The organism is Paenibacillus sp. FSL H8-0282 (assembly GCF_037963825.1).
Lineage (GTDB): Bacteria > Bacillota > Bacilli > Paenibacillales > Paenibacillaceae > Paenibacillus_AQ > Paenibacillus_AQ odorifer.
The window spans coordinates 4,765,062-4,788,679 of record NZ_CP150146.1 but is presented as its reverse complement, the minus strand read 5'-3'; the positions used below and the strand labels follow the sequence as shown (position 1 = coordinate 4,788,679).

Annotated in this window: 19 protein-coding genes; 17 read left to right on the top strand and 2 right to left on the bottom strand. The window is 43.7% G+C overall.

Going from position 1 to position 23,618, the window contains the following annotated elements:
- Positions 1-109 precede the first annotated feature (109 nt).
- Positions 110-1,441: a pyrimidine-nucleoside phosphorylase gene (locus NST94_RS20775; RefSeq protein ID WP_036676056.1), complete on the top strand. Its 1,332-nt coding sequence runs from the start codon at positions 110-112 to the stop codon at positions 1,439-1,441.
- A 110-nt stretch (positions 1,442-1,551) separates the two neighbouring features.
- Here the strand turns inward: NST94_RS20775 and NST94_RS20770 are convergent, their stop codons facing one another.
- Positions 1,552-2,565, bottom strand: a complete 1,014-nt coding sequence (locus NST94_RS20770; protein WP_339281218.1) for a serine hydrolase — start codon at positions 2,563-2,565, stop codon at positions 1,552-1,554.
- Positions 2,566-2,939: 374 nt separating this feature from the next.
- Between NST94_RS20770 and NST94_RS20765 the strand changes: the two genes are divergently transcribed.
- From NST94_RS20765 to NST94_RS20705, 13 genes are all read left to right on the top strand, one after another.
- Positions 2,940-4,076: a D-alanyl-D-alanine carboxypeptidase family protein gene (locus NST94_RS20765; protein ID WP_235219379.1), complete on the top strand. Its 1,137-nt coding sequence runs from the start codon at positions 2,940-2,942 to the stop codon at positions 4,074-4,076.
- Between the two features lie 175 nt (positions 4,077-4,251).
- Positions 4,252-4,605 carry an anti-sigma F factor antagonist gene (gene spoIIAA / locus NST94_RS20760; protein WP_036676057.1) on the top strand — a complete coding sequence of 118 codons (354 nt, stop codon included), beginning with the start codon at positions 4,252-4,254 and terminating at the stop codon, positions 4,603-4,605.
- Positions 4,602-5,057: an anti-sigma F factor gene (gene spoIIAB / locus NST94_RS20755; RefSeq protein ID WP_036676058.1), complete on the top strand. Its 456-nt coding sequence runs from the start codon at positions 4,602-4,604 to the stop codon at positions 5,055-5,057. The genes spoIIAA and spoIIAB overlap by 4 nt, the downstream gene beginning before the upstream one ends.
- 11 nt (positions 5,058-5,068) lie before the next feature.
- Positions 5,069-5,824: an RNA polymerase sporulation sigma factor SigF gene (gene sigF / locus NST94_RS20750; protein ID WP_036676059.1), complete on the top strand. Its 756-nt coding sequence runs from the start codon at positions 5,069-5,071 to the stop codon at positions 5,822-5,824.
- A gap of 96 nt (positions 5,825-5,920) precedes the next feature.
- Positions 5,921-8,851 carry a PAS domain S-box protein gene (locus tag NST94_RS20745; RefSeq protein WP_339281217.1) on the top strand — a complete coding sequence of 977 codons (2,931 nt, stop codon included), beginning with the start codon at positions 5,921-5,923 and terminating at the stop codon, positions 8,849-8,851.
- Positions 8,852-8,888: 37 nt separating this feature from the next.
- Entirely contained in the window at positions 8,889-9,551 is a 663-nt protein-coding gene (locus NST94_RS20740) for a response regulator transcription factor (protein WP_076219667.1), read from the top strand.
- Between the two features lie 208 nt (positions 9,552-9,759).
- Positions 9,760-11,358, top strand: a complete 1,599-nt coding sequence (locus NST94_RS20735; protein WP_076278373.1) for a methyl-accepting chemotaxis protein — start codon at positions 9,760-9,762, stop codon at positions 11,356-11,358.
- 41 nt (positions 11,359-11,399) lie between these two features.
- Positions 11,400-12,503, top strand: coding sequence for a chemotaxis-specific protein-glutamate methyltransferase CheB (cheB, locus tag NST94_RS20730; protein WP_076184108.1), 1,104 nt, complete (start codon positions 11,400-11,402; stop codon positions 12,501-12,503).
- A gap of 165 nt (positions 12,504-12,668) precedes the next feature.
- The gene (locus tag NST94_RS20725) at positions 12,669-13,673 is read left to right on the top strand and encodes a helix-turn-helix domain-containing protein (protein ID WP_076129500.1); all 1,005 of its coding nucleotides are present in this window, start codon (positions 12,669-12,671) and stop codon (positions 13,671-13,673) included.
- A gap of 199 nt (positions 13,674-13,872) precedes the next feature.
- Positions 13,873-15,288 carry an MFS transporter gene (locus tag NST94_RS20720; protein ID WP_076184105.1) on the top strand — a complete coding sequence of 472 codons (1,416 nt, stop codon included), beginning with the start codon at positions 13,873-13,875 and terminating at the stop codon, positions 15,286-15,288.
- A 134-nt stretch (positions 15,289-15,422) separates the two neighbouring features.
- Positions 15,423-16,190: an ABC transporter ATP-binding protein gene (locus NST94_RS20715; RefSeq protein ID WP_076192290.1), complete on the top strand. Its 768-nt coding sequence runs from the start codon at positions 15,423-15,425 to the stop codon at positions 16,188-16,190.
- A 4-nt stretch (positions 16,191-16,194) separates the two neighbouring features.
- Complete coding sequence (locus tag NST94_RS20710; protein WP_339281216.1) at positions 16,195-18,156, top strand: ABC transporter permease; 1,962 nt, start codon at positions 16,195-16,197, stop codon at positions 18,154-18,156.
- Positions 18,157-18,202: 46 nt separating this feature from the next.
- A complete protein-coding gene (locus NST94_RS20705) occupies positions 18,203-18,424 on the top strand; it encodes a hypothetical protein (RefSeq protein ID WP_042190339.1) in 222 nt (73 codons plus the stop codon).
- Between the two features lie 88 nt (positions 18,425-18,512).
- On the opposite strand, the gene NST94_RS20700 is transcribed toward NST94_RS20705, so the two are convergent.
- On the bottom strand, positions 18,513-19,520 hold the full coding sequence (locus tag NST94_RS20700; RefSeq protein WP_339281215.1) for an ABC transporter substrate-binding protein: 1,008 nt from the start codon (positions 19,518-19,520) through the stop codon (positions 18,513-18,515).
- A 213-nt stretch (positions 19,521-19,733) separates the two neighbouring features.
- Between NST94_RS20700 and NST94_RS20695 the strand changes: the two genes are divergently transcribed.
- From NST94_RS20695 to NST94_RS20685, 3 genes are read left to right on the top strand one after another with little or no spacing between them, the layout of a single operon-like run.
- The gene (locus NST94_RS20695; protein ID WP_076129506.1) at positions 19,734-20,792 is read left to right on the top strand and encodes an iron ABC transporter permease; all 1,059 of its coding nucleotides are present in this window, start codon (positions 19,734-19,736) and stop codon (positions 20,790-20,792) included.
- Entirely contained in the window at positions 20,792-21,829 is a 1,038-nt protein-coding gene (locus NST94_RS20690; protein WP_076129507.1) for an iron ABC transporter permease, read from the top strand. Before NST94_RS20695 ends, NST94_RS20690 begins: the two co-directional genes overlap by 1 nt.
- A 42-nt stretch (positions 21,830-21,871) precedes the next feature.
- Positions 21,872-23,587, top strand: a complete 1,716-nt coding sequence (locus tag NST94_RS20685; RefSeq protein ID WP_076104415.1) for an ABC transporter ATP-binding protein — start codon at positions 21,872-21,874, stop codon at positions 23,585-23,587.
- Positions 23,588-23,618 lie beyond the last annotated feature (31 nt).

Sequence of the window (23,618 nt, the reverse complement as noted above, 5' to 3'; positions counted from 1 at the left end):
AATGAGCTTGAGCCATTGACGTTTGAACAGATAATGAAGGTAACTAATTTGACTAGACCAAAATTTATCGGACTTGCTCGCGTAATTGTCCGTGAAGTGCAGGTGTAATATGAGAGCTGTAGATATTATTCAGAAAAAAAGAGATGGTGGAGAGCTGAGTCGTGAGGAAATTTCCTTTTTAATTCAGGGCTACAGTAAAGGTGAAGTGCCTGATTATCAGCTCTCTGCATGGGCAATGGCTGTTTATTTTCAAGGCATGAACGCGCGGGAGACCGGCGATTTAACGATGGAAATGGCGATGTCCGGCGATCAAGTAGATCTTAGCCCAATTGCAGGCATTAAGGTTGATAAACACTCCACAGGCGGAGTGGGCGATAAAACAACTGTAGTACTGGCACCCTTGGTAGCTTCTGCTGGAGTACCGGTAGCGAAGATGTCCGGCCGCGGACTTGGGCACACTGGAGGCACGCTCGATAAGCTGGAGTCCATCAGTGGTTTCTCTATCGAGATGGCTCGTGAGCGTTTCTTTGACCAAGTAGGGGAGATCGGGGCTGCCGTGATCGGCCAGTCGGGTAACATTACACCCGCAGACAAAAAGCTGTACGCCCTTCGGGATGTAACTGCAACAGTTGAATCCATCCCCCTTATTGCAAGCTCTGTGATGAGCAAAAAGATTGCAGCAGGTGCGGATGCGATCGTGTTGGATGTCAAAACAGGCAGCGGTGCTTTTATGAAGACGCTGGATGATTCTATAGCACTCGCTCAGGCGATGGTTGACATTGGAACGCATCTGGGTCGCAATACCGTTGCGATTATCAGTGATATGGACCAGCCGCTTGGTTACGGGATCGGAAATGCGTTGGAAATTAAGGAAGGAATCGAGACCTTGAAGGGTCACGGTCCGAAGGATCTGCAGGAGGTCTGTCTTATTCTGGGCAGCCAGATGCTTGTTCTTGGCGGCAAAGCCAAGGATGAAGCGGAGGCACGTTCGATTCTTATGACGCATATTGAAGATGGCAGTGCGCTAGAGAAGTTCAAACAAATCGTGAAGGCACAAGGTGGAGATGTATCGCAAATTGATTCTCCGGAGAAGCTCCCTACGGCTAAGCGATTCATTGAAGTGAAAGCAAAAACCAAAGGGTTCATAGAAGGGATTCAGGCCGAGGAAATTGGCGTTGCGGCTATGCTGCTTGGAGCTGGACGTGAAACTAAGGAATCCGTAATCGATCTGGCTGTGGGGATTCAACTTTCTAAAAAGGTTGGAGATGCTGTAGAGATCGGCGAGACGCTTGCAGTCTTGCATATCAATGATGCCAGTGAGAAGAAAGTAGAGGAAGCTGAAGGTAAGGTGTTAGAAGCCTACCGTATCACTTCTGAACCTGTTCCTGCCCAACCTTTGGTATTTGCACTTGTTACTAAAGATGGGGTAACACGGTACTAGCCTAGGCAATATAAATATTGTCATGGCTATGGCCTTAAACAGACAACAAAGCAGCGATCCTCCCATAACGGGAAGGTCGCTGCTTTGCGTTTTGCTCAATGGTGCAATATTTATAACTGATTATTAATCTTATTGAATATCTGCGAAGCCCCGCTGCTTGTATTACATAATACGACTACAGTCTCGCCACTAGCTGGATAGATAGCCGACCGGAAGGAAACACCGGGATCATAGCCCATAATGTGAAATTTGAACACTTTTTCTTCGCGGAGGGTAATCCATACACCATAACCATAATAGCCTTCGCCATCCACATGTACATGGGGAGTAAGCAATAATGAAGTGAGTACTGGACTCAATAATGTATGGTTCATTAACCCGCTCCAGAATAGCTGCATGTCGGGGGCAGTGACGAAAGCACCACCGTCAGCGCCTCCTTTTACCGGGATTGAGTAGATGTTGGTTCTCCAGTTTCCGTTCTCTTCCTCTATGTATCCTAGTGCACAGTTGGCAGGTAAGGCATCTAACGTAAAGTAACCGGATTGCTCCATTCCGCAAGGCTTAAAGATGTGATGCTCTACATACTCGGAAAAAGTCATTCCACTCAATTCCTCCACCAGAAGGCCTAGCACGATATAGCCGGCATTGTTGTAGTGGAAACGTTCGCCAGGAGTCCACATCATGGGAAGGGTCCGGAACATCGGCACAAAATCCTCAAGCTGTCGCAAGGTGTACATAGGCCGTGCCTTCCACAGGTCCTCGAAATCATCCATAATTGTTTCATCAAAATAATCCGGAATACCAGAGCTATGCGTTAGCAGCTGATGAATGGTGATGTCGGGACTAAAGAGAGGAAAATCTACTTTTTTAAGATAATCTATTAGTCTACTTTCAAAAGAAATCAATCCCTGATCGACCAGCTGGCAGACAGCGATCGCGGTAAATATTTTACCCCCGGAAGCAATGCCGAACCGAGTATGAATATTGTTTTCGCGCTTATCCGACTTATTGGCATAACCGTAACAACTGCTGATGACTTCTTTATCAGGTTGTTGTACCAGCACTACACCAGAGAAATTGTTCTGTTTAGCTTCTGCTTCAATACAATCTGCAAGGTGGTTCATCTGTATATTCACTCCTCTATAAGCAGTTAAGTTCTTAAATACCATTCGTTAAAATATTACATTTTCCTTTAAAGTGGGGTTAAATGAGTACGGAAAAATTGGAAGTACTTAAAAATTGAATTAACTTTTGATCTCCCCTATAATAAAAATGCTCTGCAACTGCTGCTGGGCTTTTTTTTATTGACAACATCATTACTTCTTGCGATAAATTATTATAGTTATTTACTTGGAAATGGAATAATTTCCACCCTTTCTGACGAAACTGGAACACAGTACCTGTGATATGAAGGTTAACGTTCAGGAGGGGAACCATTGTGAGAAAAATGCGTTTTGCTGTGCTTGTGCTCTGTATCGTTGTGTCGGTTCTAGGACCGATGTCAGGTGCTTATGCTGAGGAAAAAAGCAAGGATTCTGGCAGTAATGCTGCCGCTGTAGATCTTGCGCCTGGTGCGCGTTCAGCGATTTTGATGGATGCAGGCACCGGCACTATTATTTATGAAAAGAACAGCCATGATAAGCTGCCTCCCGCAAGTATTACGAAGATTATGACGATGCTGCTTACGGTGGAAGCACTGGATGAAGGAAGACTGCAACTGACGGATAAGGTGCGCACGAGTGAATATGCCGCATCGATGGGCGGATCGCAAATTTTCCTGGAGCCTGGTGAAGAAATGTCGGTGGATGAGATGCTCAAAGGCATCGCTATGGCCTCCGGTAATGATGCATCTGTGGCGATGGCAGAGAAAATAGCGGGTTCGGAGAGCGCTTTTGTCGATCTGATGAATAAAAGAGCGGAAGAGCTGGGTCTGAAAGATACCCACTTTGCCAATTGCAACGGTCTTCCAGCTGCTAATCACTATTCCTCAGCCTACGATATTGCGGTAATTAGCCGGGAGCTTTTAAAGCATGATAGAATTATCAAATATACCGGTTCCTATCAGGATTATCTGCGTAAGGATTCCACCAAACCATTCTGGTTGGTAAACACGAACAAGCTTGTACGTTTCTATACAGGCGCTGATGGACTGAAAACAGGATATACCGCTGAAGCAAAATTCTGCTTATCCGCTACGGCTGCAAGAGACGGTCTGCGTGCTGTTGCTGTTGTGCTGGGTGAGCCGAACACGAAGACACGTAACAGTGAAGTGTCGGGCATGTTTGACTATCTCTTTTCGCAATATAAGATCCACACTATTCACAAAGAAGGGGACGCTATCGGTACCCTTAAGATTGAGAAGGGTGTGAAGTCCGAGCTGCCGATTACGGCGAAAGAGACGTATAGTGTTCTTTTGAAAAAAGGTGTGACGCAAGAAGGCATTCGTCACGAACTAGTACTTCCAGAAAGCGTGAAGGCACCAGTGGCTGAAGGCCAGTCCATAGGCAAGCTGGTTGTCTACCAAGGAACCCAAGTGATTAAAGAGTATGAACTTAAAGCAGGGGAAGCTGTGGCAAAAGCAGGCTGGTGGAAGCTCTTTAAACGTACAACAGGCTCGATGTTCGGCATGGATTAAAAAGAGCTTTTTTGTAGATTGCGCCCATGTGCTTTGTAGATTCATAGGGGTTTTCTTCTAGTTTTGTCGTGAGGCAGGATTCCTGATTTGCCACGTAGAAACCTTGTCCTTGAAGAGAATGGGTACTGTCTCTTAAGGCCAAGTTTTCAAAGCAACGAAGAGGAGAGTGGCAAGCATGAATTCTAATGTGGAAATGGAGCATCACAGGGGTGTGCTGATTGTCCGTTTATCTGGGGAACTCGATCATCATGCCGCCGATTTTGTAAGAATGGATATGGATGAAGCGATTATGCGGGGTCAGGTATCGCATTTGATCCTTAGTCTTAAGCATCTGCAGTTTATGGACAGTTCGGGTCTCGGCGTAATTCTGGGAAGGTATAAACTGATCCATAGTAAAGGCGGCAAAATGGTGGTGTGTGATGCAACGGCACCTGTGAAGCGACTTCTGGAAATGTCAGGCCTGTTCAAGATCATGCCCCTATATGACGACGAGAGCACTGCACTCTCGGATTTGGAGGTTGCGTTATGACAAATGGTAAGGCTGGTAACTTCATGAACGTGCAGTTCGCTGCACTCTCGGAGAACGAATCATTCGCGCGTGTAGTTGTAGCGGCGTTCGTTTCTAGGCTTGATCCTACAATGGACGAGCTGAATGATCTGAAGACAGTCGTGTCGGAGGCGGTCACCAATTGTATTATTCATGGGTATGATAGTGATCCGGAAGGTATTGTGACTATTTCAGCTTCGCTGGACAACGAAACGGTACATTTAACCATTGAGGATCAGGGACGGGGCATTGAGGATTTGGAGCTGGCACAACAGCCGCTATATACCTCAAAGCCAGAGCTGGAGCGGTCGGGCATGGGCTTTACCATTATGGAGAATTTCATGGATGAATTTGAAGTCACTAGTGAACCGGGACACGGCACTTCGATCTCAATGAAGAAAACCATCGTTTCGAAAAAAGCTTTATACAATTAGGGGTTGGAGCCATGGATGCAGAGTCAAAAAAAGCTCCGCCGACCTATTTGGACGATGCGGAGGTCAAACGTCTTATCGCGCTCAGTCAGGCCGGAGATAATCTTGCCCGAGACACACTAGTTAGCTGCAATATCCGGTTGGTCTGGTCGGTAGTGCAGCGGTTTATGAACCGCGGGTATGAACCTGACGATTTGTTCCAGATCGGTTGCATCGGGCTCTTGAAGTCCGTTGATAAGTTCGACCTCAGCTATGAGGTCAAATTCTCCACTTATGCCGTGCCGATGATCATTGGCGAGATTCAGCGTTTCCTTCGCGACGATGGAACCTTGAAAGTTAGCCGTTCTCTTAAGGAGATGGCTAATAAGGTCCGCAAGATGAAGGATGAAATGTCTAAGACGCTGGACCGTCTGCCTACCATCGGTGAAGTTGCTGAGGCACTGGGGGTTACCCCTGAAGAAGTGGTATTTGCTCAGGAAGCTAACAAGCCACCGACCTCGATTCATGAGACTGTGTTCGAGAATGATGGCGATCCGATCACACTGATTGATCAAATCGCTGACGAATCACAGGAACGCTGGTTTGATAAGCTGGCACTGAATGAGGCTATCGGAGGTCTCAGCGAGCGTGAACGGCTGATTGTTTATCTTCGATATTACCGTGACCAAACGCAGTCAGAGGTTGCCAGTCGCCTTGGGATTTCTCAAGTCCAGGTATCCCGGCTGGAGAAGAAAATATTGCAGAATATCCGCGAGCAGATTGCTCAGTAGATAATGGCTAAAATGTAAAGACGCTTGCGAAATAGCGAATAGGAAGAAAAAGCCGCCCCGAAAAGGGGGGGCTTTTTATGTGGAGGGAATCTCAATATGCATTCACTTGGCGACAAGGATATGACCTCATGGTCTATTGACATGGAAGCGAATTTGCTGACAATGTCGAATGTTTTGGAGAAATGGGTGGACTGTTCAGATCATGCTTTAACGCATAACCCCAATTTTTTACGTGAATATGTGTACGGTGAGGATCTTGAACGGTTTGATGCGTATATAGATAAATTATACTCTGGTCACCTATGTAATCTTGAGTATCGTATGCAGTTACCTGCAAAAGCGCTGAAGTGGGTTCAAAGTATAGGCACGCCCGTTTTTAATCAAGAGCATAAGGTTTGTCGAATAGATGGCGTCATCATAGATATCACGGAACAAAAAAAAGCTCAAGCCCAGTTAGAGAGTAGCTTTTCTCTGTATCAGCAGATGGTTGCTACGATCGATGTGGCGATTTGGTCTTACGATTACGTATCACGGAAAATGTTATTCATATCGGATGCCATTTTCAATATCACGGGATATTCACCAGAACAGGCGAAGGAAGATGACTTTTGGCTAAGAATTGCTCCTAAAGAAGAGCGGCCTTTAATTCAAGAGATTATAACTACAGTGGGGCAAGGAATAAGCAATCTCAGTGAATATCGGATCATCCATGCCAGCGGTGAACTCCGATGGGTCCAAGTCAGGATCATTCCCAGTATGGATGAGACAGGGGCAGTGGTACGGCTCAATGGGATCTTAATCGATCATACGGAAAAAAAGCAGATGCAAGAGGTTCTATTAAAAAGCGAGCAGCGCTACAAATCCCTGTTTGACCATAATCCAGATATCGTGTGTGAATTGGATCTGCAGGGCAGCATTGTGGCTATCAATCCAGCGGCAGAGCAAATTACTGGAGAAGCTTTTAATAGATTCGGAGAGAACTTATCCATTGTGAATTTATTTGGCGCAGAGAATTCGCATATGATGTCTGATTATTTTGATAAAACGGTTGGCGGAGTTCTGCAGCATTATACGGTTACTTCTGTCCGCGAGAATGGATTAGTTAACCATTGGTCGATGAAAAACATCCCTGTACATGAAAACAATCAAATTGTGGGTACCTTTGTTATCGCAAGAGATACCACTGCATCTGTGGAGGTAGAAAAGCGGCTGGCTCAGCGGGAAGCGGAGTACAGGCTTATTACAGAGAATATGGAGGATATGATTGGGGTTCTGGATCAGCAAGGGAACTTCATTATTGCTTCGTCCTCTTGTGAGAAAATTATTGGTCTTCCTGTAGGTTCAATAAAGAACACAACTATTTTGGAGTATATTCATCCTGATGAACAAGAAGTGTTGCGGGAACAGATCTTGGATATTTTTCGGACAAAAGTATGTAAGATGTTTTACAATCGGTTTATTCACATCAAAGGTCACATTATAGACCTGGAATGCTTGGGTACACCTGTTCTTGGTGAGGATGGAGAAGTAGTTAGTATTGTGATCGTAGCGAGAGACATTACAAAAAGGGTCCAGATGGAGAGTGAACTTAGAGAAAGCGAGGAACTCAATCGGCTGCTTATTGATATGTCACCTGAAGCGGTAGTACTCCATAGTGAATATAAATTCCTTTATGTGAATTTTTCCTGTTTAGGATTGTTTGGAGTTTGCAGTGAGGATCAATTGATTGGCACCTCTATTTTTAATTGGGCCCACCCAGACTATATAACGCTGGCTAGAGATCGGATGCGTGAAATCTATTATGGACCCAATCGGATATTAGCTCCTATTGAACAAAAGGTCGTGCGGTCAGATGGATCTATTATCGATGTAGAAGTAACAGCTAGCTCAATTCTATATAAGGGTAAGGTTGCATGTATCTCTATCTTTAGGGATATCAGTGATCGGAAAAAAATTGAGGTGGAAAGACAGCTTACAGAGCAGATCATTCGGAACAGCGAGGAAAGGTATTTCAACTTACAGATGAGTCTTGATCAATTCTCGCAAGATTTGTTTGGTGCGATGAAGATCAGTCACATGGAACAACGATTACTGAAAGAAGTTAGAGAGGTCTTGCGGGTTACCAATATTTGTATGGTTGAAGTTGAAGATAACCATGATAAAATATGCGAGATTATTGAGACCGAGCGGGGCTATTCACTGAAGATCGGAGAGTTCCGAAGAAAAAGCTATATTCTATCCATTAATGAGAAGTCTATTTTATTAGAAATAAGTTCTGTTCGAGTGTGGCTGAAGACGATTACCCGTTATGTTAGTGTGTTATTTGATAATTTTTTGCTCATAGAAGATCTAACTAAGGACCTTGAGTTAGCGGCTTCCGAGCAAGCTCCGACATGGTTGCTGCGCTTTATGTTTAATTTATCCGAGAATGAACGCAAACGGCTGGCTCAAGATTTACATGATTCAGCACTTCAAGAACAGATCATCTGGTATCGTAAGCTTGATAATTTTTTAAGTGATAAATCCGTTACGGGGGAACTAAAGGAACAGCTAGAACAGATCACAGAAGGTTTACTCGATGTTATCTATGAACTGCGGATGATCTGCAATGAGCTTAGGCCACCAGCATTAATCAATGAGGGGCTTGCTTCCTCACTTGAGACGTTGTTTGAATTTGCTCAGCTGCGGAACGACTATCAGATTTATTTTGAGTCAACAGCTTTCAAGCATAAGTTAAAAGACGAGATTCTAATAGGTCTGTACCGTATTGTGCAGGAACTTTTGGCTAACGCAGCTAAACATTCTTGTGCCACAGAAGTACGTATCTCCTTAGCTAGCGAAGGGCAACAGGTGCTTTTGGATTATGAAGATAACGGAATTGGAATGAGCCTTTTAGGAGAGGATTCTCTTAAGAGCATGGGGATTTATGGGATGAAAGAAAGGGTTCGCAGTATGGATGGGACCATACGATTTCTTTCGCCAGAGAATAAGGGATTAGCTGTCTTTATATCCATACCTGCAGATTAATCATGGGGCATAATAAGGGGATAGGGGTGTATTAGGCATGATTCGAATTTTGTTAGTGGACGACCATCCCTCTGTCATGGAAGGGACTAAGATGATACTGGAACAAGAGGGAGATATGGAGGTTACCCTAGCCAATTCAGCCCATGAGGCGCTTAACATGGTGGGTAGCCATACGTTTGACGTGATGCTGTTTGATCTTCATATCGCTGATGGGAATGGGATTGATTTGGCGAAGGAAGTCTTAAAAATAAACGCAGACGCGATTATCTTAATCTATACCGGATACGAAATTACAAACAAATTCAACTTGATGATCGAATCGGGTTTGTTTGGATTTATTTCAAAAACGACAAATAGAGAGCAGCTTGTTGCAGCAGTGCGTTGTGCTTTAAGGGGAGATGTCATATTGCCTCATACCCTAGTTAAACAGTTAAGAAAAGTATCACCCAAAGGAATGGAGATTAATATTGACCAAGCAAACCCGAAGATAAGCAAAAAAGAGCATGAAATGCTGACAGAGATTGCAAAAGGAAAAAGCAACAAGGAAATAGCAGAGATTGTACTTATGAGTCAACGATCGCTGGAATACAGTTTAACGAGTCTGTTCCAGAAGCTAAATGTGAAATCAAGAATTGAAGCGGCAATAAAAGCTAAACGACTGGGCATATTGAAGGAGTCCGATTTCAACAATTCACTATGAAAATTCGTAACAAACAAATAGATCAAAATCCCGTTCACGGTTCTGTGAGGCGGGATTTTTTGGTCTGCGCTTTTTTTGCGGGATAACGCAATATTTTTGCGTGGTCGCGCTATTTTTTTTCGGTTACCTTAATCTGCTTACCGTATATGATGAAATAGTTCCTAAGAATTACTAAAAAATGACTAACGCCAATGAGGGGCTGAGGAAAATGAAGTGGTTTTATAATTTAAGAACAGCAGTGAAGTTAATCTCCGCATTTCTGTTAGTATCCGCAATATTGTGCTTTGTAGGATTCTATGGAATTACGAATTTGAGTAAGATGGACCGCTCTATCGTGGACATGTACGAAAATCGCTTAACACCTATAGCTTATCTGGGAGAAGCGAATGAACTATTTTTAACAAATAGAATCAATATCCGTGATATAAACACGATGGCTAAAACAGCGGCAGAAAAGAAAGAATACGAAGATAAAATACATAAAAACGTTCAAAGTATTGAAGAGATCATGGGTAAATATAGCAAGACTGCGTTGAGAGCTGAAGAATTAGCCATAATGAAGGATTATCCTGAGATCTGGCAACGTTATATCACAAGTCTTGATGATACTATTGAAATTGATAAAACAAATATTAGTAATGAGAAATATACAAATTTTTTGCTTGTAAGTGATTTGCAAACAGCTACAACAGAGCTGACTGACTTTCTGCAAAATTTAATAGACATCAATATGAAGCAGGCTCAAGGTTCGATTGTTAATGCCAATGACCTTTATCAGTCCTCACGTTTGATTACTTTTAGCGTTACTATTGTTGCGCTGCTCATCAGTATTGGTCTGGGTCTTTTAATATCGCAGATCATAGCACGGCCTCTAAATCAAGTAATGCGCCTGCTAGGTAAAGTGGCCAATGGTGATTTAAGCGAAACGTCGAACCTGGAATCTAAGGACGAGATTGGAATGCTAGCTTATTCTGTTAATGAAATGGTTCTGAACCTAAGACGCACTGTTAGCGGCATTTCCTCTTCTGCGGAAAGTGTCTCAGCTGCTGCACAGCAAATCTCAGCAAGTACAGAGGAAGTAGCCAGTGGAAGTATGAGTCAAGCTAGTGCAGCACAAACGATGAATGAGTTGTTCCGAGAATTATCTGCGGCGATTAATTCAGTAGCCCAGAGTGCTGAACAGGCCTCTGAGCTTTCAGATCAAACGATGCGTATCGCTCAAGATGGAGGGATCGTGGTTAAGAACTCCGTAGAAGGAATGGCAGTACTGGATACACAAATGTCTAGACTTGCGGAAGACTCCGATAAGATTGGTGAGATTATCGCGGTGATTGAAGATATTGCCCAACAGACAAATCTGCTTGCCCTAAACGCAGCGATTGAAGCGGCCCGCGCAGGTGAACAAGGTCGAGGTTTTGCCGTTGTTGCGAATGAAGTAAGAAAGTTAGCTGAGCGGAGCAGTGGGGCTACGAAACAAATCACGGGCATTATCAAAGAAATGCAGAAGAATACGCAGCACAGTGTAAATGCCGTATTAGAAGGAGTAGCTTTTTCACAAAAAAATGGAGAAGCCTTTGAACATATCCTTACGATGGTGAACGATACCGCTCATAAAGTAACAGAAATTGCGGCTGCCAGTGAAGAACAGGCTGCACAATCGTCTGAGGTGATGTTCTCAATTGAGAGCATATCCGCCGCAACTGAAGAAATGGCGGCAAGCAGCAGTGAAACGGCAACGACGGCCAATGCTTTGGCTCAGCTAGCAGAAGAGTTAAATAGTCTGGTATCTATTTTTAAAGTTAAATAAACAGTGTCAGGGGTATTATCATTGATAGGAGAGGAGAAGTAGTGCAAAAAATAAAGGTGCTCGTTGTAGCTGCTTCAGTAACCATGCGTAAACAGATCTCGAACCTAATTTCGGAGGATTCAACCCTCGAGGTCATTGGAGTAGCTCGAAATGCATCCGAAGCGATCAGCATGGTTCAAAGACTCAGGCCCGATGTCGTGGCTATAGATATAGAAATGCCGGAATTGAACGGTTTGGTAGCACTCACAAGCATAATGTCTCAGCGGCCAACACCTATACTTATCCTGAGCTCCGCTACAAAGGATGGAATAACAGCAACCATTACTGCTTTACAAAATGGTGCAGTGGATTTCATATCCAAGCCGGCTCAATCTTATGGACCTGGTCTATACAGCATAAAAGATGAGTTATTATTCAAAATTAAGAAAGCCGCTGAAATTCCTTTAAGAACTCTTATTCTTAACAATATAAACATCTCCAAAGTGAAAGCTCGACAAGAGAAGCAAAACAACGTTAAGAGTGGATGTACAGAAGTTATTGAGCAGATCGTGGGAATTGGGTGCGGAGTAGGGGGGCCGAAAGCATTAGAAATCTTAATTTCCTCGCTCCCGGCGAGCTTCCCGTATCCCCTGCTGGTTGTTCAACATATGCCGCCCAAGTACACAAAAGCATTGGCGGAACGACTGAATCGGTTCTCAAGTGTACGGGTGGTGGAAGCCAAGGACAAGCAATCGGTGCTCGGGGGAACCGTCTATATCGCTCCAGGTAATTCTCATATGACCATCATTCAGGAGGGGCAGGATCTCAGAATAAAACTTATGAAAAAGCCTGCAGTGAATGGGCACTGTCCTTCGGTCGATATCTTGTTTGATTCTATATCTGCATTAACTGGTCTACAGCAGCATTTAATCCTAATGACCGGAATGGGAAATGACGGCGCTAAAGGGATGCTGGCTGCTAAACACGCTGGCGCCCAATCAACGCTAGTAGAATCGCAAGAAACTTCTATTGAAAGTGAAATGCCTGAAGCAGCCGCGAAGCTGGGTTGTGTGGATTACGAGCTGCCCTCGCATTTGTTAGCCTCGAAGATTATGGAGGTTACGGGGGAGCTAAGATACCGGAGGGACGCATTTCCATTGGTTTGAACGGTCTTATTTTACTTCTAAAAAAGCGTTGGCAGAATAAAATCCGCCAATGCTTTTTTGTATTTCAGGTTGACACTTTCAAGTGATAACAATTATCATTTACGGAGCTAGAGTAGAGATCATGTAACTCATCGTATACAACGAGCGAAGAAGGAGAGGTTTGCGATGACTTTAAATATATTGAATATGGAAATTCATGATCTTTTTGATCAATTTACAGAACGGATAGAGGGGCATGTTGAACATAACCAATGGGAACAACGGCTTACTATTCCTTCACATATTGGCAAGGGAAGCGTCACCCGTACACGGATTCGTCCAGGTATGGAGATTATGTATACGGACATAACTTACGAACAGGATATGAAGCTCCACATTCAAGAAGCTTGTCCGTTGTTTGAACTAAGCTATAATCTAAGCGGAGAAATCTATTGCGAATGGAACGGCAAGGAAAGTTACACGGATAAACAAATGGGCAATGTCCTTTTTCTAGAGGATGTTCAGGTGTATGAAGAGAAAAAAGCAGGTGTCCCCAATCAATTGCTGGAAATACGGTTTGCTCCTAGTGAACTGCTGAATTACGCCGGAGATTTATCGGAGACACAGCAAATGGAAACCTGGCTTAGACATCATCGTGGAAATATTGATCGTTATCCAGATACTGCGGCAATCCGAAAATGTGTCTCCGAAATGATCCACTGTACCTATCATGGAACATTGAGACGTTTATATATGGAGAGCAAAGCCCTTGAATTTATTGCTTTGTTTGGTGAGTCTGATGGTTACGGTTCTATTAGCGATAGTATGACGCTGCGGCATGATGATATTACTAATCTGAAGCGGGTACATGAATTGGTGCAAATCCATTTCGAACAACCGTTATCTATACGTGAGTTGGCTAAGCGGGTAGGTATCAACGAATTCAAGCTGAAAAAAGGCTTCCGCGAATTATTTGGCATGACGATCTTCGAGCTTGTACGTATAAAAAGGATGGAGAAAGCGCTCTGGTATATGGAGGTTGAAGGTTTGAATATAGGGAAAACAGCTGTTTCGGTCGGATATAGCAATGTCAGCAATTTCACGACGACCTTCCGTAAGCATTATGGCTGCAATCCAAGCGAATACTTAAAACGTATCGAACAACAGAGTTTGGAACGAAACAGGCTGTAGGAAGATTTGTAAATGCAGACAGCTTAAAGCTTCAAGTGTTAGAACATAGGGTTCGGAATCGAACGTTATCTTCTGCATGCTTGAGGTTTTTTTGTGTTTGCTCCCTTATCAAGGAGTGAACCTCCCTTAACAGGTAGAGAAAAAGACCACTCTAAATGATAATAATTTCATAGATTGCAGATAAAAAGGTGGTCATACAATGGGACAACAACAAGTAGATTCACGCAGGTGGTATGCGCTGGGGGTTATTTTACTGCCAACATTACTTATTTCATTAAATACTTATATGATTCAAGTTGCGCTTCCATCTATGCAATATAGCTTGAACGCAAGCTTTTCGGAAGCACAGCTTATCGTTACCGGATTTTCGCTAGGATTAGCTGTGGCGTTGATTATTAGCGGAAAGCTTGGGGATATATACGGCAGAAAACGGATGTTGATGATCGGGGTGAGCGGGTTTACGGTCATGGCAGTGTTAGGCGGACTGACCTCAGATCCGGCACTTCTGATTGTTATTCGGATTGTGCAGGGATTGGCTGCGGCGCTTATTCAACCTCAGGTTCTATCTACGCTGCAAGTCAGCTTTCTGCCAAAGGAAAAAGGGCTTGTTTTCGGCATTTACGGCGCAATGATTGGCATTGGATTTGCATTCGGATTCATCCTCGGAGGTACTATTGTGAATTGGAATCCGTTCGATCTCGGTTGGCGGACAGTATTTTTTTTCAATGTGCCATTTGGACTTCTCGTCCTGCTGTTAATGCCGATTGTACCTGAAACACGGGCTGAGCAGGCGCACAGTATTGATTGGACTGGAAGCTTCCTTCTGCTGATCGGTTTGTTCCTGTTGATCTATCCGTTGTCAGAGGGACAAAAACAAGGGTGGCCGTTGTGGATTTTTGGCTGTCTAATGTTAGCTCTTTTCGTGTTGTTTACTTTTATCTGGGTTGAAAATCGAAAGGGAAAGCAGGGGACGTTACCGTTAGTCGATCTGTCTATTTTCAGAGATCGAACATTTAGCGCTGGTCTGGCAACCGTTCTTGTCCTTTATCTAAGTATGTTCTCTTTCTTTTTTATTTTGAGCTATTATATGCAATTTGGTTTGCACTATAGTGTTCAAGATACGAGTATGGTTTTCTTGCCTATAGGGATAGGCTTTTTTATGACTTCCCTAATCTCTTCTCGAATGGTCAAAAGATGGGGGATGAGTGTACTTAAGATAGGAGCGCTGATGATGGGGAGCTGTAGTCTGCTGCTTATGTTAGAGCTAAATGTGGACGTTACGCAGCTGCTAGACCCTCGTAATATCCTACTATTATTGATATATGGTTTCGGTCTTGGAATGGCTACTACGCCCCTAGTTAACGTCACGCTTAGTTCAGTACCCACAAAGATCACGGGCACGGGTTCAGGCTTGATCACTACCTTTATGTATTTTGCGAATTCGTTAGGAGTGGCGTTAATCGGTATTTTATTCTCCGCTTCGCTAAAGCATTCTCTTTTGGAAGCAGATCTAGCGGATTATGTAAGGGCGTTTTCCTTCTCATTAGCAGCAATCGGAGGACTTGCTTTTACTGGTTTTCTTTGCCTTTGTTTTTTGCGGGAGCGGAAATTGTAGAGGAGGTATCCTGCTTTTTTTGCGCTGTGAGCAATCTAACAAACGAACGCCCTTCTTAGCTTTATAGTAATACCGAGTGATTGAATTCCATTTAATGTAACTCACTCCAAACCTATCAATGAGAAGGTGCCAGGATGTCCATACTGCAAGTAGAGAATCTCTCGAAAGAATATAAAGGCAAAGGCAAAACGAATCGGTTTCGAGCGCTGAACGGGATTAGTCTTAGTGTGGATAGCGGCGAGTTTGTGGCGATTATGGGACCCTCGGGGAGCGGGAAAACAACACTTTTAAATATACTAAGCGGAATCGACACGGAGTATAGTGGGGTTGTAAGAATTGCAGATACTAGTATAAGTGAGATGTCCAAGAACGAGCTTGCGATTTTTCGCCGGCAGCGTATGGGATTCGTTTTTCAGGATTACAATCTGCTGGATAGTCTGACCCTACGGGAAAATATCATGGTGCCCATAGTGCTGGATGATCAAGAGGTAGAAGATATCAATGCCAAGACAGATGAGACGTTATCGCTATTCGATCTGGATGAGGTGAAGGACAAATATCCTTATATGGTTTCAGGGGGGCAACAGCAGCGGGCGGCGATCAGCAGGGCGATTATAAATCATCCAGATGTGATTTTTGCGGACGAGCCGACGGGGAATTTGGATTCCAAATCCTCGAGTACGGTGATGAAGACCTTCGCCAAGCTCAACACTCTAAAAGGAGCAACGATAGTGATGGTCACGCATGATCCTTTTGCGGCCAGCTATTGTAATCGGGTGCTTTTTATCAAAGATGGGAAGGCTCTACTAGAGATTGCTAGAGAGAATAAAGAGCGCAGAGCATTTTTGGATCTGATTCTGGAGAACCTGGCCTTTATTGGAGGGGGAGAAGATGACCTTTAGGAGAATGGCATTTCAGATATTTAAGGCGAATCTTAGAAGATATTTGTTATTTTTCCTATGCAGCAGCTTTACGGTCATGATCTTTTTTACATTTTATTCGCTGTACAGTAATCCTGATTTTAATGACCCTTATCAAGTGAATGGGATGGTGTCAGGTAATTTATATGCTCCTTTTTTGGTGATAAGGGTGTTTGCTGTTCTGTTTATTGTATATGCTCAAATGGCCTTTTTAAAATTCAGAAAAAGCGACTTTGGGCTATTAATGGTACTTGGAATGACAAGCCACAATATCCGCAAAATCATTTTGTTCGAGAATAGCATGATCGCTTTAGCCTCGATTCTCACTGGTTTAGGTGCAGGGACAGTTTTCTCGGGTATTTTTTTCTTGATTGTTTCGCTGTTTGTAAATATTGGGGACAGTGCTTTTATACTGACGCCGGATAGTTATCTGTATACCATTAAATTCTTCGCGGTGATTTACATAGTTGTGATTGCAGTCAATTTGCTACTAACTTTGCGATACAGTATTTTACGTCTTTTAAAAGAGTCCAGAACCGCAGAACGCAACCTGATTCATGGGAAAATCACCGGGGTCATCGGAGTTTTGCTCTTGGGAATCTCCGTTTATAATATGCTCACTCATTACAACCCTTCCGATGCTCGCATGATGTTAATAAATCTGGGAATTAGTATGTTAGGCGTTTATTTGCTGCTGTCAGGACTTGGGGACTGGTTGAAACTTTTTATATCGCGATCAAGCAGAGCATATCACAAGCACCTGCTGTTTAGTTCCAATTTGATCTATACCCTTGGTCGCTCCAAAATAGTGCTTTCTCTTATCACCTTCCTCGTCTTCATCACGATTTCTCTAAGCGGAATTATTTTTTATTTGACCTGGAATGCTGAGGATATTCCGGTTGCAAACAATCCATATGATATTGCCTATTCAGAAGTATTCGGAAAAAATAGCATCTCACCAAAAATACTAAGCGAGATCACGGGTCATGGCGCCACGCCGCTGCTTTCACACCAAAAGCTGGAGTATATCGACTTGTTTAATTTCAAAATATTTCTGGACCAGAATATAAACGCATTAATCGGCACTGATTATCATGTGGAGAAAGATCACTTTCTAAATCTGGCCATAGTTGCACAAGGAGAAGAGTGGAAGAATCAAAGACCGGAAATGCCCACCTTTGATCTGATGCTTGCTTCCGGGAAGCATACGCTGTATTCACAAGGTATCCTATTTGACATGGTATTTAACCCTGTGCCGAATCTAATGAATGGTCTTCATATCATTGTAACAGAAGAGGATTATATGGCGCTGAAAGCGGAAAATAAAAAAGCGATCGGTAATCTTCAGCTCCTGAATTTTAAGGATTGGAAAAAAACTGCGGATATAGATGCTAAGTTAAATGCCGCTTTAGCCAAATATAACAAAGACAATACAGAGTCCTGGTATGGCAATGAACGGCAAGAGGCCCTCGTATTCTCTACGAAGTCTAGAATAAGTGACTATCTACAGTTACAGGAGTCTGGCCGATTTGGAATCTTCGTAATTTCATTTGTTGGTTTAATATTTTTCGGCGCCTCCGGGATAGTGCTGCATTTCAGTATTCAGACCGATTTAGAGCGTGAGAGGATCAAATTCAGGAAGCTGAACAAGATTGGAATTACTTCTAAGGACGTGGCCCGCATTATAGGCGGCCCTTTAAAAGTGCTGTTTTTTCTCCCGTATGCATTAGGTATTGCGTTGTCTTCTTTTTATGTTGTTAGTTCTTCCAGGGTTGAAATGTCTACAGCTCTGGAGCCGATGTGGTTTTGTTTGTTAGTAGGCGGAGCGTATCTTTTATTTCAAGTCCTCTTTTATCGTATATACACCAAAATATACACTCACAATATGCTGGCACATATTCAGCTACTCGATATTCCCTTAATAGACCAAAAAGAGATTTCAATTTAATCCCAAATATGATAATATTGGTGCACAAAACGTGGGGGGATTCCATTTGAAAAAGATTTTTTCCAGAATTGCAGTCGCATTAATGATCTTGACCCTTGTTGCGATAGTCACTTGCTTTTATATTGGTGAATTCACCTATGCGTATGGATTAATTTTGGTGCTGTTTTTCGTATTTGCGGGGATGGGGCAGCTCTATAAGCTTAAAAATGATGAGTATATGTACAAAAAACTAAATAACACCGATGAGTATAATGAATATACTAGATGATATAAATTTAACAGAAACTTCTTATGTATAGCCAAACACCCCACTTTAGACAGTGCCTAAAGAGGGGTGTTTTTGTATGTGCCTATGTTTATTTCTTACCGTTGCGTTTAAGAATCATATCTACGAACAGATCAATCTGTGCGGTAATCGCAATCGGATCATAGCGGTAGTAGGTATCAAAATCATTGTAAAATAGATGATCGTTCTTCGCAGCATCAAGTCCGTTCCAAACTGGAGATTCCTTCAGTTCTTTCAGCTTATCCCCTTTTTTGTCAGGATCATAAGTGGTGAGGAACATGTAGTCAGCAGCATATTCGGGCAATAGCTCCATGGACAGCTGCAACGTTTGGTTGTCGTTGCTGTTCTTAGTAGGCATTTTTAGCTTAAGTGCGTTATAAAGGGCTTGTCCACCCCGGCCAGCATTATTTCCGAAGGTCCATAGCTCCCCTTTATCAGTCAGCTCATAGATTCCAAAAGTATCATTTTCATTTACGACACCTTTAAGCTTCTCGCGGCCTTCAGCAGCCTTTTTCTCAAAGTCAGCAATAAATTGTTCAGCTTTGTCAGGCACACCTACAATGTCACCGAACAGTTTAACAGTTTCATAGATATTTGTAGCGGTTCCGTATGGAATATGAATGGTTGGAGCAATTTTGGATAAAGCATCGTAGTTATCATCGTACATAACGACGATCAGGTCAGGTGTAAGTTCCAGAGCTTTCTCGGCGTTAACCGGAGCACCGACATCTTGTGTGTTTGTGAGCAGGTCTTTCAAGAAGGGATTATCAAAGGTACTAGGTTCGACACCTACAACATTTGCTCCTACGGAGAGCAACTCCCCACCATAATAATCTGTAATAATCCGCTGTGGTTTTACAGGTATCTGTACAGTACCTTTAGTGGTTTCATAGCTACGCATTTCAGCAGCTGAAGCCTCAGGAGCAGCCGTTGGCTCAGTGCTTGGTGCTGTAGTTGCTTCTGTTGTTGCTGTTGATTTATTAGATGAAGCATTGTTCGTTCCCCCGCAAGCTGTCACAAATACAGACAATAACATTATGAGTGCCAGGATGGGGAAGAGGGTCTTTCTTTTTAGCATGATAAACCTCCCTATATATATGTACCAATAAATAATAATGAGAATCATTATCATTATTATTTTCAATTTGAACTTTATCAAATCCTAGATTTCCTGTCAATGCAATAAAATAAATGCCTCCTATTAAATCTATCTATTGCCAAACCTAGGAAGGCTCATTTACAATAGCATAGTGATAATGAGAATCAATTTCATAGAAATAGGGTGGCATTCATGAATCAACAGATATCTTCCAAGATTAGACCTAATAAAGGGTCAGCCATACAAGAGTTCCGTTCACGTCCTTGGGCTGCCACGTTAATCTTGGTTGGCGGTCTGGTACTATTAGCACTAGGTATCGCTGTTTCAGTCTCCTTCGGAGCGGCTGATATTAAGCTTTCTGTGGTGTGGGCAGCCGTGTTTCACTTTAATCCGGAGATCATGGATCATCAGATTATTAGAGAATTACGATTACCCCGTGTACTTGGCGGGGCCATGATAGGGGCAAGCTTTGCAGTTGCGGGTGCCATTATGCAGGGGATGACCCGAAATCCACTCGCAGATTCAGGTTTGATGGGCATTAACTCAGGCGCAGGATTTGCGCTGGCGCTTTGTTTTGCATTTTTCCCGAATTTATCGTTTATGTATTTGATCCTATATTCCTTCGTTGGTGCCGGAGTAGGGGCTGGGGTTGTGTATGGGGTCGGATCATTGGCCAAGGGAGGGCTGACTCCTGCTCGTCTGGTGCTGGCGGGTGCTGCTTTTAGTGCACTGCTGTCAGCGCTGAGTGAAGGGGTAGCTTTATATTTTCATATTGGGCAAGATTTGGCTTTCTGGTATGCGGGAGGCGTGGCTGGGACGAAATGGATTCAGCTTAAAGTCATGTTCCCTTGGATAGGAGCGGCGTTAATTGGGGCTATGGTATTATCCCGGTCGATCACAATGCTCAGCCTAGGTGACGATGTTGCTAAAGGGCTTGGCCAGCGCACAGGGCTTGTTAAGCTGGCAGGGACTTTAATTGTATTGATTCTGGCTGGATCATCAGTTGCCGTAGTAGGAGCCGTTGGGTTCATTGGACTAATTATTCCCCATTTGACCCGTTTTTTTGTAGGTGTGGATTACAGATGGATCATTCCATGTTCAGCTATTCTAGGCAGTCTGCTTGCAGTATTTGCAGATTTAACAGCGCGGATGATTAATCCCCCTAATGAAACGCCGCTGGGAGCCATTATTGCACTGATCGGTGTACCTTTCTTCCTTTATCTTGCACGTAAAGAAAGGAGGGAACTGTAATGATAGAGAAAACTTCATTCGATTCCTTCCAAGCCGCCAAAAATAAACGTGGCTTAGTTATAATGATTATTTTAGCTGTACTGATTGTTATTGCTTTTATTATTAGTATGAATACAGGATACATACGTTTGACACCTATGGAGCTGCTTAATACGTTATTCGGTAAAGGGACGGATAAGCAAGAGTTAATATTGTTTCAATTTCGGTTACCGCGTATTGTGATCTCCGTTCTGATAGGCGCAGGTTTGGCTGTATCCGGAGCTGTGATGCAGGGCGTCTTTCGTAATGCTTTGGCCGACCCCGGCATCTTAGGGATTAACGCTGGCGCAGGAATTATGGTTATGCTGTTAATTTCTTTTTACCCAACGGCAACCGCGGCTCCGGTGTATCTGCTGCCTATGGTAGCGTTTGTTGGTGCGGCAATTACTGCTGCCTTGATTTATGTCTTAGCTTATAAACGGCATGAAGGAATAAAACCCATGCGCCTGTTGCTGACTGGTGTAGCGGTTGCAGCTGGAATGAGTGCAGCGATGATCGTGCTGACTCTTCGGCTGGATCCGGAGAAGTATCAGTTTGTGGCTACTTGGCTTGCCGGGAGTATTTGGGGCACAAGCTGGAAGTTTGTACTTTCTTTACTACCATGGATCGTAATTCTCGTGCCGTATGTCATCTATAAAGCAAGGGTAATGAACGTCCTTAATTTGGGTGAACAGACAGCCGTAGGACTTGGGGCTGCTGTAACCAAAGAACAATTCCGGCTTCTTGCGGCTGCGGTTGGTCTAGCTGCGGCAAGTGTTGCTGTGAGTGGCGGGATTGGCTTTGTCGGACTTGTCGGCCCCCATTTGGCGAGACGGCTAGTTGGACCCAAACATCAGCTCATGCTGCCAACCTCAGCGCTGCTCGGCTCACTGCTAGTCATTATAGCGGATACCATTGGACGCTGGATCTTACAGCCATCTGAGATCCCCACTGGAATCGTTGTTGCTGTAATTGGAGCGCCATACTTTTTGTATTTGCTAGCCCGTACTAAATCTTGATGAAAGAAGATGGTCACTCACCGGAAGGAGCGAATTTTTACAATGTTGCGTCGTTTTTTTGCTTACTATAGACCCTATAAGGGATTGTTTATTCTTGACTTCTCCTGTGCTATTGCTGCTGCACTGCTGGAACTAGTCTTCCCGCTGGCCGTTAACCGGGTAGTGGATGATATGCTGCCAAGTGGGAATTGGAAATGGATTCTCTATTCTTGCCTCGGTTTGCTGGGGATCTATATCGTCAGCGCCTTTATGCATTTTGTCGTCACTTATTGGGGGCATAAGCTGGGGATTAATATCGAGTCGGATATGAGAAAAAAGCTGTTTGATCGTGTACAGAAGCTCTCTTTCAACTTCTTCGATAATAATAAAACAGGCCATTTGGTCTCACGGATGACAAATGATCTGATGGACATCGGTGAGATTGCCCACCATGGTCCTGAAGATTTATTCATAGCAGTGATGACGCTGCTGGGTGTATTCGGTATCATGCTTAGCATTAATTGGCAATTAGCTATTCTGACCTTTGTAATTGTCCCGCTGATGATTTATTTATCCATGTACTTCAGTCGCAAAATGTCAAAAGCGTTCCACATCATGTTCGCGGACATTGCTGACTATAACGCACGCGTAGAGAACAATGTAAGCGGGATCCGTGTTGTGCAAGCTTTTGCTAATGAGAATCATGAAATTTCCCGCTTTGCAGTTAATAACGAACGCTTCCGTATTACGAAGCTAATGACCTACCGAATTATGGCTTGGAATTCATCCTTTAGCTTTGTGCTCATGAAGCTGGTCTCGTTATTCGTTCTTGTGTGCGGAACCTATTTTGTAATCCAGAAGCAGATGACCTACGGTGAATTTATTGCCTTTGTGATGTTGTCTAATGTCTTCTTAGGACCTTTGCAACAGATTAATTCGGTCATTGAGACCTATCCTAAAGGGATCGCTGGTTTCAAACGTTATCTTGAACTGCTGGAGACGGAGCCGGATGTTGATGACGCAAAAGACGCTAAGCCAGTGTCTCATCTGTCAGGGAATATAACCTTCCAGGATGTAGCTTTTGCTTATAGTGATAAAGAAAAGGTGTTAACCAATGTGAACTTATCGATTTCAGCAGGAGAGACCGTTGCGCTTGTGGGTCCATCCGGTGCTGGTAAGACAACACTTTGCAGCTTGCTGCCACGCTTTTACGATGTAAGCGAAGGCAACATCTCTATTGATGGAATAGATATTCGCTCCATGACGTTGGAATCACTTCGTTCCCATATCGGGATTGTACAACAAGATGTATTCCTGTTTGACGGAACTATCCGTGAGAACATTGCTTACGGCAGATTGGGAGCTTCCGATGAAGAAATCTGGGAGGCTGCAGGGCGCGCTCAGCTGGAAGAACTGATTAAATCTCAGCCCGCCGGGCTGGATACAATGATCGGAGAGAGAGGCGTCAAGCTTTCTGGCGGTCAGAAGCAGAGGCTGTCCATCGCCCGGATGTTCTTGAAGAATCCGACGATTCTCATTCTGGACGAAGCTACATCTGCACTGGATACTGAAACGGAGTCCGCTATACAAGAGGCGCTCGCAGAGTTGTCTGAGGGACGCACAACACTTGTTATTGCTCATCGCCTTGCAACGATCAGAAATGCGGACCGGATTGTTGTCGTTGCGGAAGGTGGCATCGCAGAACAAGGTAAGCATGAGGAACTGCTGCAGACTGCCGGAATTTACAGCCGATTGCATGAAGCGCAGTTTGGAGCTTAAGTAGCTGAAGGGATCACTAGAATATAATTTT